This window comes from Arthrobacter sp. UYCu712, from assembly GCF_040547005.1.
Classification (GTDB): Bacteria; Actinomycetota; Actinomycetes; order Actinomycetales; family Micrococcaceae; genus Arthrobacter.
The window spans coordinates 1-12,808 of sequence record NZ_JBEPOZ010000005.1; the positions used below are offsets into that span (position 1 = coordinate 1).

Here is a 12,808-nt window from a genome sequence, read left to right on the forward strand (position 1 = left end):
GCTGGATGTGAAGGTCCGGAAGGCTCACACCAAGTCGTACGGGACCTACGGGGCCCCGCGAATCCAAGCCGAACTGGCCCGCAACGGGACCAGTGTTGACCGGAAGACCGTGGCGGCGTCCATGCGCCGGCAAAGCTTGGAAGGGATCTCCCCACGGCGGTTCCGCCCGGTCGCGCCGATCGGTGACACACCCGTCCATTCGATCCCGGATCTGGTGGCAAGGAAGTGGGATACAGGCACCTTGGACGCGGTCTGGATCTCGGACATCACTTATCTGCGCACCGGCGAGGGTTGGCTGAATTTGTGTGCGGTCAGGGACGCCTGCTCGCGGCGGGTGATCGGCTGGGCGATGGACTCGACCCAGACCAGCAACCTGGTCGAACGCGCACTCCGCATGGCCTACATCCTTCGCGGCGGAGGCCCGGAGGGGCTCGTGTTCCACGCCGACCGCGGCACCCAGTACACCTCCACCCAGCTCAACGACGTCTGCGCCGTCCTGGGCATCCGCCAATCCGTCGGACGCACCGGCGTGTGCTGGGACAATGCCATGCAGGAATCATTCTGGTCCACTCTAAAGACCGAGTTCTACGACCGCCGCCGCTGGGCAACCAGACACGAGGCAATCCGGGCTACGGGCCGCTGGATCGAGGAGTTCTACAATCGTGCCCGGCTGCATTCAGCACTGGGCTACACCACACCCGTGGAACACGAACGATTCCTCGCCACAACAAAACCTCAGCCGGCACAAGCCGCCTGATCAACTGTCCACGATTTGCGGGCAACCCCACAATAAAGCCTCAAGGAATTAGGCTGGAGCGGTGACCCGCCTCATTCTTGCCTCCCAGTCCCCCGCCCGCACCAAGCTCCTCAGCTACGCCGGCATCCGGCACGAGGTCCTCGTCTCGGATGTGGACGAAGACGCCGTCCAGGCCCGCTACGGCGTGACCGACCCGCACGACACCGCCCTCCTGCTCGCCCGGGCCAAAGCCGAGGCCGTGGCGTCGCTGCCGGAGGCGGAGGGCGCCCTGGTGCTGGGCTGCGATTCGGTCTTCGAATTCGACGGCGAGGCGCACGGCAAGCCGTACACGGCAGAGGTCGCCAGGGAACGGATGCTCCGGATGAGCGGCAGCATGGGAGTGCTGCACACCGGCCACTGGCTTGTGGACTGCCGCGACACCGACGGCGACGGCCCCGCCGAGCGCCCCGGCGAGCGCCCCGGCACCGGCGCAACCCTGGGGCACGTAACCTCCGCCGAAGTGCATTTCATGGAGATGAGCGCCGGGGAAATCGACGCCTACATCGCCACCGGCGAGCCGCTGCAGTGCGCCGGATCCTTCACGATCGACGGCTACGGCGGGGCCTTCATCCGCAAGGTCAACGGCGACCCGCACACCGTCGTCGGGCTCTCCATCTCCACGCTCCGCGGGCTGCTGGGCCAGGCGCAGGTGGGCATCACCGAGCTCTGGACCGGCGGCGCGGCGGACCCGGCTGTGTAGCGGCCGATGGCCGGGCCGAGCACACCAATTCGCAGGGCCTTGTAGCAACCCTACAAAGGAGGGGCCGTTTACGCGCGGAATCCGCAAGTAATATCGGCGGAACCCACAAAACCGCGCTAGGCTCCCTGAAGGAAAGAAGGAGACGCCTTGTCAGCAAATTCGGAGCAGTCCGCAAATCCCGTGCAGCGATCAACCCAGGCAGCCACTGCCGCCGGCACCCACCGGCTGAGCAAGGTGCTGATCGCCAACCGCGGTGAAATCGCCGTTCGCATCATCCGCGCCGCACGCGATGAGGGCATCACGTCCGTGGCGGTCTACGCGGATCCGGACCGCGACGCCCTGCACGTCAAGCTCGCCGACGAGGCCTATGCCCTGGGCGGCAACACCGCCGCCGAGTCCTACCTCGTCATGGACAAGCTGATCGACGTCGCCCACCGCTCCGGCGCCGACGCCATCCACCCCGGCTACGGCTTCCTGGCCGAGAACGCCGAGTTCGCCGCCAAGGTGATCGCCGCCGGAATCACCTGGATCGGCCCCTCCCCCGAGGCCATCTCCGCCCTCGGAGACAAGGTCCAGGCCCGCCACATCGCGGAAAAGGTCGGCGCCCCGCAGGTCCCCGGCACGGCCGACCCGGTCGAATCCGCCGAGGAAATCCTCGAATTCGTGGACAAGTTCGGCCTGCCCGTGGCCATCAAGGCCGCCTTCGGCGGCGGCGGACGCGGCATCAAGGTGGCCCGCACCCGCGAAGAAATCCCCGAACTGTTCGAATCCGCCGTGCGCGAGGCCATCGCCGCGTTCGGCCGCGGCGAATGCTTCATCGAACGCTTCCTGGACGCCCCCCGGCACGTCGAGACCCAGTGCCTCGCCGACGCCCACGGCAACGTCGTGGTGGTTTCCACCCGCGACTGCTCGCTCCAGCGCCGCAACCAGAAGCTCGTCGAAGAAGCCCCGGCGCCGTTCCTCACCGAAGAGCAGAACCGCCGGCTCTACGAATCCTCCAAGGCCATCCTCAAGGAAGCCGGCTACCTCGGCGCCGGCACCTGCGAGTTCCTCGTGGGCCAGGACGGCACCATCTCCTTCCTCGAGGTCAACACCCGTCTCCAGGTGGAGCACTGCGTTTCCGAGGAAGTCACCGGAATCGACCTCGTCCGCGAACAGTTCCGGCTGGCCCGCGGCGAGGAACTCGGTTACGGGGACCCCGAGGTCCGCGGCCACTCCATCGAATTCCGCATCACCGGCGAGGACCCGGGCCGCAACTTCATGCCGGCTCCGGGCACCATCACGCTTTTGAAGAACCCCACCGGCCCCGGCGTCCGGATCGACTCCGGTGTGGAACAGGGCGACGTCATCAGCGGCAACTTCGACTCGATGCTTTCCAAGCTGATCGTCACCGGCGCCACCCGCCCGCAGGCCCTGCAGCGCGCCCGCCGCGCCCTCGAGGAAATGGTGGTCGAAGGCATCCCCACCGTCATCCCGTTCGACCTCGCCGTCGTCACCAACCCCGACTTCGCTCCCGCCGAAGGACCGTTCAAGGTCCACACCCGCTGGATCGAAACCGCCTTCGTCAACGACATCCCCGCCTGGACCCCCACCGGTACAGATACTGAAGCGCCCGACGCCGGCGAACGCCAGCGCGTCGTCGTCGAGGTCGGCGGCAAGCGCCTCGAGGTCGTCCTCCCGGCGTCGCTCGGCTCAGGAACTTCCGGCGGCACGGGCGGCGGCAAGCCGGCCAAGGCCAAAAAGCGTTCCCGCAGCGGCGGCGCCACGGCGGCTGTCGGCGGCAACGCCCTGACCTCCCCCATGCAGGGCACCATCGTGAAGGTGGCCGTCGCCGAGGGCGACACTGTTGCCGAAGGCGATCTCGTCGTCGTGCTCGAGGCCATGAAGATGGAACAGCCGCTCACCGCGCACCGGGCCGGAATCGTGACCGGGCTGTCCGCAGCTGCCGGCGAAACCGTCTCCGCCGGCGCCGTGATCGCCATGATCGAGGACGCAGAATAGCGGACCGGCCGCGGCGAGGGGCAAACTTAGTTCCGTGAAGCCATTCCTACTCCTCGCCTCACGAGCCGAGGACGCCGCAGCCGACGACGAATACCGGGCCTACCTCCGCTACACCGGACTGGACGCCGCGCAACTGCGCCGGATCCGGATGGAGGCCGCTCCGCTGCCGGAGCTGGATCTCTCGGCGTATTCGGGCGTGATCGTGGGCGGAAGCCCTTTCACCTCCAGCGACCCGCCCGAGCAAAAGAGTGCCGCCCAGCACCGGGTAGAGCGCGAGCTGGCCACGCTCCTGGACCGGATCGTCGCCGAGGACTTCCCTTTCCTGGGCGCCTGCTACGGGGTCGGGACGCTGGGCCTGCACCAGGGTGCCGTGATCGACAGGACTTACGGCGAAGGGCTCGGCGGCGTGACCATCAGCCTGACAGCCGAGGGTCTGCAGGATCCCCTGCTGAAGGGCCTGCCGGAGCAGTTCACGGCGTTCACCGGCCATAAGGAGGGGTGCACCGTCCTGCCGCCGGACGCGGTCCTGCTGGCCAGCTCGGCCGCCTGTCCGGTGCACATGTTCCGGATCAAGACCAACCTGTACGCCACGCAGTTCCACCCGGAGCTCGACGCGGAGGGGCTGGTCACCAGGATCGATATCTACCGCCATGCCGGGTACTTCCCGCCGGAGTCGGCGGAAGTGCTGATGGAGGACGCCCGGCAGTTCACTGCGACAGAACCCATGAAGATCCTCCGCAACTTCGTGGAGCGGTACACCGCCCTTTAAAAACGCCCCGCCGGGGCCACGGCGCCCGCGCCTCCAAGAGCCAGGGCACAAAGAAGCCCGGTGTGGTCAACACACCGGGCTTCATCTGTCAGGAACGGGAACGGACGTCAGGCTACGTTGTTCTCGTAGTCGAGGTCGCGGGTTTCCTTGCTCAGGAACAGGGCGATCAGCGTCAGCACTGACATGGCCGCGAGGTAGACACCGACCAGCCCGGGGCTGCCCTTCCCCAGTTCCCAGAGCCAGACGGCGATGAACGGCGCCACCGCCGCACCCAGGATGCTGGAGAAGTTGTAGCTGATGGCCGAGCCGGTGTACCGGACGTTCGTCGGGAACAATTCCGGCAGCAGCGCACCCATCGGCCCGAAGGTCAGCCCCATCAGGGAGAACCCGATAATCAGCAGCGCCATGGTGCCTACGAAGCCGGCGCTGAACAGCGGGACGAAGAGCAGGCCGAAGGCGATGATACCGAGGGTGACCACGATCAGCACCTTGCGGCGCCCGAACTTCTCCGCCAGCGGACCGGAGACCAGGGTGAAGATGCCGAAGAACACGACGCCGGCAATCAGCATCCAGAGGAAGTCGTTGCGGGAGTAGCCCAGGCCGGGGACGAACGCTGCGGCCGCGGCCTCGGTCAGCGGCTTGCCCGCCTTCTCTGCTGCGGCCTTGGCGGCATCCAGGCTGGAGGCGCGGGTGCCGTAGGTCAGGGTGAACGTGGTCATCAGGTAGAAGAGCACGTACGTGGCGAGCATGATGAACGTGCCCAGGATCAGGTGGCGCCAGCTGGACTTGAAGACCCGGGCGAGAGGCAGCTTGGCGACCTCTTTGGATTCAAGGACCTTGGTGAAGGCGGGGGTTTCGATGAGCTTGAGCCGGACGTAAAGGCCGATGATCACCATGACAGCACTGAGCAGGAACGGCACGCGCCAGCCCCACTCCATGAATGCTGCCGGCGTCAGGGCGTAGCTGAAGACCAGGAAGATCACGTTGGCGATGATGAAGCCGATCGGGGCTCCCAGCTGCGGGAAGGTGCCGTAGATGGCGCGCTTGTTCGCGGGGGCGTTCTCGGTGGCCAGCAGTGCCGCACCACTCCATTCGCCGCCGAGGGCCAGGCCCTGGGCGAAGCGCATGACAACCAGCAGCGCCGGAGCCCAGAACTCCCAGCCCGGGACGAGCGCCGTCGGCAGGCAGCCGATCAGGAACGTGGCAATGCCCATGGTCAGCAGCGATGCCACCAGGGTGCCCTTGCGTCCGAACTTGTCACCGAAGTGGCCGAAGACGATGGACCCGAGCGGACGGGCGATGAACGCGACGCCAAACACTGCGAAGGAACTCAGCAGCTGGGTGGTTTCATTCTGCCCGGGGAAGAACAGCCGGGGGAAGACGAGCACAGCGGCGGTGGCATACACGTAGAAGTCATAGAACTCAACGGTGGTGCCGATCAGGCTTGCGACAATGACGCGGCCGCGCGAGTTTACCGGTTGGGCAGACCCATGCTCCGCGGAAGTAGCAGTGGATGACATGTTTGAGCGCTTTCATGAGGACCGGACCGTTACTGCGGTGAGACCGTCCGGCATAGGAAACTGAATACGCTAAATAATAGTTCCCGTCGTCCAGTCAATGGACAAATAGTCCGCCATTTGGACAGTTGGAATCGTCTCACGTGCTGGTCATCACTCTACGCCGCTTCATTTCCCTCACGTCGTCACAAACCGCCTGATAGGCAAACGTCACAGCACGTTAACAAACGGCGACGGTCCCGGAAACGCGGATTCCCTACCGTGGAAGGACAACATCCCAAGGAGGTCCCCGTGACTGCTGAACGCACCGCAAACGCCCAAACCGGCGTTTCCCCCGGTATTTCCCCTTCCATTTCTGCCGGCACCACCCTCGGTGGGCCCGCCCTTGAATACCGTCCCGGCCGCTGGATCGCCAACTGGGATGCCGAGAACAAGGAGCAGTGGGAAACCCTGGGCCGCCCCATTGCCCGGCGCAACCTGAACTGGTCCATCTTTGCCGAATTCCTGGGCTTCGTGGTCTGGCAGCTGTGGTCGATCGTTGTGGTCCAGCTCCCCGCGGCCGGCTTCACCTTCACCACCTCGGAAATCTTCTGGCTGATCTCGATGCCCAGCCTGGTGGGCGCCACGCTGCGGATCCCCTACACCTTTATGGTCCCCCGCTTCGGCGGCCGGAACTGGACAATCGTCTCGGCCATGCTGCTGCTGATCCCTTCGATCGGGCTGGCCATGTGCGTCTCCAACCCTGAGACCCCGTTCGGCGCCATGCTCTTCGTGGCAGCCCTCGCCGGTTTCGGCGGCGGCAACTTCGCCAGCTCGATGGCCAACATCACCTTCTTCTACCCGGCCCGCGAAAAGGGCTGGGCGCTGGGGCTGAACGCCGCCGGCGGAAACCTCGGCGCCGCCGTCGCACAGCTTGCCGTTCCGATTGCCATCACGCTCTTGGCCGCCGGCACCGTCAACCTCCCCATGGCCGGTCTCATGTGGGTCCCGCTGATCCTGCTCGCCGCGTTCGGCGCGTGGAAGTACATGGACAACCTCACCAGTGCCAAGGGCGACGTCGCGGGCTCGCTCGCCGCGCTCAAGGAACCGCACCTGTGGATCATGGCGCTGCTGTACATCGGCACCTTCGGTTCCTTCATCGGCTTCGCCGGTGTGTTCCCCAAGCTCATCAAGGACTACTTCCCGGCGTTCTCCTCCATCGGGGTCGGCACCGTGGCGCTTTCGCTGGCGTTCCTCGGCCCGCTGGTCGGTTCGCTGGCCCGGCCCTACGGCGGCCGGATGGCCGACCGCATGGGCGGCGCACGGATGACCGTCACGGCGTTCGCCGCCATGGCCGTCATCACCCTGACCATGATCTGGACGCTGCCGCTGAAGAACTTCTGGCTCTTCCTGGTCCTGTTCCTGATGCTCTTCACCGCCAGCGGCTTCGGCAACGGTGCAACGTACCGGATGATCCCGGTCATCTTCGCCACGTCCAGCCGGGCAGCAAAGTCCGGCGCCAGCTCGGTGGCCACCCAGCGCCTCGCATCCTCGGCCCTCGGCCTCATCTCGGCCATCGGCGCCTACGGCGGGTTCGTCATCCCGCAGGTGCTCAACGCCTCCAACACCGCCACCGGCTCGTACACCCCCGCGTTCTACGGCTTCGTCGGGGCCTACGTCCTGATGCTGGTCGTCTGCTGGGCATGTTACATCCGCAACGCCAACCGAAACGCGATGGGACACGTCTAACATGACCAAAAGCGCCGACACGCACTGCCCCTACTGCGCGCTGCAGTGCGCCATGACGCTGAAGTCCCCAGCGGCTCTGACCCCGGCTACCCAGCCGGGGTCAGAGCCCGTGCCGGCCACCGCCTCCGCCGCACTGGAAGCGCCGCTCGGGGCGCCCCTCGAGGCACCCCTCGCCGTGTCCGGACGCGACTTTCCCACGAACCGCGGCGGCCTGTGCCGCAAGGGCTGGACCTCCGCCTCGCTGCTCACCCACCCGGGCCGCGTCACGGAACCGCTGCTCAAGGACGCCGACGGCGTGCACCGCCCGGTCAGCTGGGACAAGGCGCTGGAACTCATCACCGCCGCGGTCAAGGACACCCGGTCCCGCCACGGGGCGGACGCCGTCGGAGTCTTCGGCGGCGGCGGGCTGACCAATGAGAAGGCCTACCAGCTGGGAAAGTTCGCCCGGCTGGCGCTGGGCACCTCCCGGATCGACTACAACGGCCGGTTCTGCATGTCCTCGGCCGCCGCGGCCGGGATGCGCGCCTTCGGCCTGGACCGCGGCCTGCCCTTCCCGCTGGAGGACCTTGACGCCGCCAGCACCATCCTGATGCTCGGCTCCAACGTCGCCGAGACCATGCCGCCGTTCGTGCAGCACCTGCAGGGCGCCCGCCACGCCGGCGGGCTGATTGTGGTGGACCCCCGCCGCTCGGCCACCGCCGCGTTCACGACCGACGGCGGCGGGCTGCACCTGCAGCCGCTGCCCGGCACCGACCTCGCCCTGCTCCTCGGCATCTCCCACGTGGTGATCCACGAGGGCCTCGCCGACTCCGGCTACGTCGCGGAACGCACCACCGGCTACGACGCCGTGGTCCGCAGCGTGGCCTCCTTCTGGCCCGAGCGTGTGCAGTCCCTCACCGGCGTCCCCGCCGGGCTGATCCGGGACACCGCCCGCAGACTGGCCGACGGCGCCCGGCAGGGCGGCAGCTACATCCTCACCGGGCGCGGCGTGGAACAGCACGTGGACGGAACGGACACCGCCACAGCGGCCATCAACCTCTCCCTGCTGCTGGGCCTCCCCGGCTCCGCGCGCAGCGGCTACGGCACGCTCACCGGCCAGGGCAACGGCCAGGGCGGCCGCGAACACGGCCAGAAGGCCGATCAGCTCCCCGGCTACCGCAAGATCACCGACCCCGCCGCCCGCGCCCACATGGCCCGCGTCTGGGGCGTGCCGGAAGCGCTCATCCCCGGACCCGGCGTTCCCGCCGTCGAACTCCTCAAGTCCCTCGGCCAGCCCGACGGCGTCCGCTGCCTGTTCGTGCACGGCGCCAACGTGGCGGTCTCCGCCCCGGACGCCAACACCGTGATCAAGGGACTGCGGAGCCTGGACTTCCTGGTGGTCTGCGACTTCTTCATCTCCGAGACCGCCGCCGAGGCGGACCTCATCCTGCCGGTCACCCAGTGGGCCGAGGAGGAAGGCACCCTGACCAACCTCGAGGGCCGTGTGCTCCGCCGCCGCCGCGCCCTCGCTCCGCCGCCCGGGGTGCGCACGGAGCTGTGGATCATGACCCGGCTCGCCGAAGCCCTGGAAGCGCCGTCCACGTTCAGCGAGGACCCGGAGACCGTGTTCGAGGAGCTCCGGCTCGCGTCCGAAGGCGGCCTGGCCGACTACTCCGGGATCGACTACGCCATGCTGGACCGCGGCGAGGCCGCCTACTGGCCCTACCCGTCCGGAAGCACCGGCACCCCCCGGCTGTTCCTGGACTCCTTCGCCCACGCGGACGGACGGGCGGTGTTCACGGCGGTGACACCGCGCCGTCGTTCGCCTTATGCCGCGGACACCGCACCCGCTGCCGACCGGGCCGGCACGCCGATGACCCTGATCACCGGCCGGCTGATGGAGCACTACCAGTCGGGCGCGCAGACCCGCCGGGTGGCGGCCCTCGCCGAGGCCCAGCCCGAGGCGCGGCTGCAGATCCATCCCGCGGCTGCCGCAGCGCAGGGCATCGCCGCTGGTGACTTCGTCTCGATTTCCAACGGCCGCGGCGAGGTCAGCTGCCGGGCCGAACTGAGCACGGACATCCGGCCCGAGACCGTGTTCCTGCCGTTCCATTTCCCGGAGCTGGAGAGCGCCAACCGGCTCACCGAGGCCGCCACGGACCCGATTTCCGGGATGCCCGAGTTCAAAACCAGCAAGGTGTGGGTCCGGCCGGGCTCAGCTGTGCTGCTGGCTGCTGATTTCCAGAAAGAGGGTGCCTCATGACTGAGCGGATTGTTGTCGTGGGCTTCGGGCCGGTGGCCGCGCGGCTGGTCGATGAGCTGCTTCCGGCGGTGCGCAGCGGGCTGGCACAGCTGACGGTGATCGGCGAGGAGGCTGAGGCCGCGTACAACCGCGTGCTGGTGGCCGACCTCGGCGTCGGGCGGACCACTGCCTCCGCCCTGGCGCTGGCCGATGCGGCCGCACTGATTGCCGAGGGCGTCGACGTCCGGCTCGGCGTGCGCGTCCGCCGGGTGGACCGTGCCCGGCAGCAGCTGAAGCTGAGCGACGGCACCTCCCCAGGCTATGACCGGCTGGTGTTCGCCACCGGATCCCGCCCCGTGATCCCCAACCTCACCGGGCTGAACCCGGATCCGGCCGCCCCCGTGTTGCCGGCGGGAGTGACCGCCCTCCGCGACCTCCGTGACGCGTCAGTGCTGCAGGCGGCCGTGGCGGGTGGCAAGCGCGTGGTGGTCCTGGGCGGCGGCGTGCTCGGGCTGGAGACCGCCCTCGCCGCGGCCGAGGAAGGCGCCACCGTCACCGTGGTGCACAACGGCCCGCATCCCCTGGGCCGCAACATCGACCGCGGCGGCGGCGCCGTGCTCGCGGCAAGCCTGCGGAACTGCGGCGTGCGGATGGCCGGCAACGCGCGCTCCGTCGGGGTGGAACACAACGCGCCCGACGCCGGCTTCTCGGCGCTGCTGCTCGATGACGGCTCTGCGATCGACGGCGACCTGCTGGTGCTCTCCTGCGGCGTCCGGCCCCGGACCGAACTCGCGGAAGGCTGCGGGCTTTCGACGGCGGCCGGCATCCTGGTGGACCACAAGCTCCGGGCCCACCACGAACCCCACATTTTCGCGATCGGCGACTGCGCCGAGGTCCGCTGCCCCGAGCCGGAGTGCGTCGAGTGCCGCACCGCGCGGGGCCCGTCCGGGCTGGTGGGTCCGGGGTGGCGGCAGGCGGAATGGCTTGCCGAGTATCTGGTGCTGCTGGCGTCTGGAAATCCGGCCGACGCCGAAGCCCTGCCGGCGTTGGCGGCCGAGAAGCCGGGCGTGATTGTGCTCAAGGCCCGCGGCATGAACATGGCCGTGGCCGGGGATGTTTCCGCAGACCCCTGGGACGAGGAAGTGTTGACCGCCGGTGCTGTGAACGGCCGGGCCCGGCTGCAGATCGCCCAGTGGGCCGATCCGGAGCATGGCCGCTACGTGAAGATGACCACGCGCGCCGGTGTGCTCGAAGGCCTCGTGTCCGTGGGCATGCCCCGCACAGCGGCAGAGTTGGTGCAGCTGTTCGAGCGTGGCGCCGAGCTTCCGGCGGACCGGTCTCTGCTGCTGCGGCTGGACGGGCCGGACCAGGCGGCCGCGGCTGGTGCTGCGGATCCGGAGCGGACCGTGTGCCGGTGCGCCGGCGTCAGCGGGACGAAGATTACTGCGGCCGTTACCGACGGGTGCGGGACTGTGGCTGAGGTGTCCGGCGCGACGCGGGCGGGCACCGGCTGCGGCGGGTGCCACGACGACATCAAGGGGATCATCGAAAAGCACTTCCAGGGGGCCGTGGCGTAGGGGCCGGAATTTCAGGTCAAGCGAAACGCAAAAGGGGCCACCTACCTGAACTGCACCCCGAAACCTGGATTCGAAACTAAGAATCCGGCATTCCGGGCGCAATTTAGTTGGTGGCCCCCTTCAACCGCAGATGGCCGGAAACCTACTTGTCGCAGGCAATTCCATCTCTATCCCGGTCCAGCGCCGCGCGATACCCGGGCGCACCCGCGCGGATGGGAGCGGCACCCGCAGCCTTGGCCGCGGCACAGTTCGCGTAATACACGGCCGCCGGCGCCGCCGGTGCTGCCGGTGCTGCCGGTGCTGCGCGAGGAGCCGCAGGGAGAGGTACGGCGACCGGTGGCGCGACTTCGGCAGCCGGTGGCGTCACTACCGGTACTGCCGCTGGTGTCGGTGTCGGTGTCGGTGTCGGTGTCGCATCGGTCAGATGCACAACGCCGAGGTTGATCCGGGAGGATTTAGCCACAGTGGCTCCCGGCGAGACATCTTGGGTCGTTACCTGCCAGTTCGACTTGAGGATAATGGACTTTCCATCAACCGTGTCTGCCGCTTCGACGTTCAGGCCAAGGCCCTTCAGCTCGTCCGTGGCTTCGTCCAGCGTCTTACCGACAACGTTCGGGACCGTGACGCCGGACACGACCTCAGCTGTAGCGGATGCTGACGACGTCGCCGCCGTTTGCGCGGACTTGCTGCCACACCCGGTCAATAAGAGACCAGCCAACATGGCGAGCGCGAGTACCTTCTTCAAAATTTCCCCCTGCCGGGCGATGCCCGGTGACTGTCATCGCGGCCAGGACATCGGAAAAGGGCGTCAATGCCTAAGGCTTCCGACGGGCTCGCTTGAGCATAAAGTACCAGCCTTGGCACTGCCATCCGGCCAGGTTGAGGCTTGGAACTCGAATATGAAGCCGAGCCCAGCTGCCGTGGGGAAACTCGGAGAGCATCTGCCGTGGATAAAGGTTGCATGCGGCATCGCGTCACGATGCGTTCATGAGCCGGCATGCACGCCATGCAAGACCGGAACACGATGCGAATTGACCTCGCGGGGCGCTAACGCCCGCAGTCCCCAGCGTCGCCCCCGCGAGGGCGACGCTGTACTCCACGCCACTACCTGACTTGGTGTCCCCGCTGGTCGGGCGCCCTCTCTCAACGCGGTCAAGGAATGAACTTCCCGTCGCCATCGATCATGAGTCCGTTTCGTTCGAATGACCTGACAACGCCGTTGACGTCTCCGTAGCTCTGGAAGGGCGATAGCGCGTCGTTCGGAAGATCGAGCAGGTCAAAGAGCTGCAGACGCATGACCACTAGCGCCAGATCGGCCACAAGACGCAGCTCAACCGCGTCAGGGCGGCGCAGGCGGTCTGGGTGCTTCAAGTCATTGTTGACGGCAGCGATGGCCTTCGCGATGCCTGATTCCGGGCCGATCGAGCCCCAATCTGTTGCCGTCGCGGCCAGGCAGCTTCGATCTGTTTAGCCAACGAAACATTTCTCATCCGACCGGG

10 protein-coding genes are annotated in these 12,808 nt (G+C 67.6%); 7 read left to right on the forward strand and 3 right to left on the reverse strand.

Translation table 11 applies throughout. From position 1 onward, the window contains the following. From ABIB51_RS06705 to ABIB51_RS06720, 4 genes are all read left to right on the forward strand, one after another. Positions 1-757: IS3 family transposase (locus ABIB51_RS06705; RefSeq protein ID WP_354186719.1), on the forward strand; the 757-nt coding region annotated here is incomplete at its 5' end. A 61-nt stretch (positions 758-818) separates the two neighbouring features. Further along, positions 819-1,496, forward strand: coding sequence for a Maf family protein (locus tag ABIB51_RS06710; protein WP_354186721.1), 678 nt, complete (start codon positions 819-821; stop codon positions 1,494-1,496). A gap of 180 nt (positions 1,497-1,676) precedes the next feature. Beyond that, positions 1,677-3,497 carry an acetyl/propionyl/methylcrotonyl-CoA carboxylase subunit alpha gene (locus ABIB51_RS06715; RefSeq protein ID WP_354187108.1) on the forward strand — a complete coding sequence of 607 codons (1,821 nt, stop codon included), beginning with the start codon at positions 1,677-1,679 and terminating at the stop codon, positions 3,495-3,497. A 34-nt stretch (positions 3,498-3,531) separates the two neighbouring features. Beyond that, complete coding sequence (locus ABIB51_RS06720) at positions 3,532-4,266, forward strand: glutamine amidotransferase (RefSeq protein WP_354186723.1); 735 nt, start codon at positions 3,532-3,534, stop codon at positions 4,264-4,266. A gap of 107 nt (positions 4,267-4,373) precedes the next feature. Here ABIB51_RS06720 and ABIB51_RS06725 read toward each other — a convergent pair whose 3' ends face one another. Then, positions 4,374-5,786 (reverse strand): MFS transporter, encoded by a 1,413-nt coding sequence (locus ABIB51_RS06725; RefSeq protein WP_354186725.1) that lies wholly within the window; start codon positions 5,784-5,786, stop codon positions 4,374-4,376. Between the two features lie 288 nt (positions 5,787-6,074). On the opposite strand from ABIB51_RS06725, the gene ABIB51_RS06730 reads away from it, so the two are divergent. The 3 genes from ABIB51_RS06730 to ABIB51_RS06740 are packed head-to-tail and all read left to right on the forward strand — an operon-like array spanning position 6,075 to position 11,309. Continuing rightward, complete coding sequence (locus ABIB51_RS06730) at positions 6,075-7,511, forward strand: MFS transporter (protein ID WP_502916083.1); 1,437 nt, start codon at positions 6,075-6,077, stop codon at positions 7,509-7,511. 1 nt (position 7,512) lies between these two features. Next, positions 7,513-9,753, forward strand: a complete 2,241-nt coding sequence (locus ABIB51_RS06735; protein WP_354186727.1) for a molybdopterin oxidoreductase family protein — start codon at positions 7,513-7,515, stop codon at positions 9,751-9,753. After that, a complete protein-coding gene (locus ABIB51_RS06740; protein ID WP_354186729.1) occupies positions 9,750-11,309 on the forward strand; it encodes an FAD-dependent oxidoreductase in 1,560 nt (519 codons plus the stop codon). The genes ABIB51_RS06735 and ABIB51_RS06740 overlap by 4 nt, the downstream gene beginning before the upstream one ends. A gap of 142 nt (positions 11,310-11,451) precedes the next feature. Here ABIB51_RS06740 and ABIB51_RS06745 read toward each other — a convergent pair whose 3' ends face one another. Next, complete coding sequence (locus ABIB51_RS06745; protein WP_354186731.1) at positions 11,452-12,054, reverse strand: excalibur calcium-binding domain-containing protein; 603 nt, start codon at positions 12,052-12,054, stop codon at positions 11,452-11,454. Positions 12,055-12,461: 407 nt separating this feature from the next. Continuing rightward, a complete protein-coding gene (locus tag ABIB51_RS06750; protein ID WP_354186733.1) occupies positions 12,462-12,680 on the reverse strand; it encodes a hypothetical protein in 219 nt (72 codons plus the stop codon). Positions 12,681-12,808 lie beyond the last annotated feature (128 nt).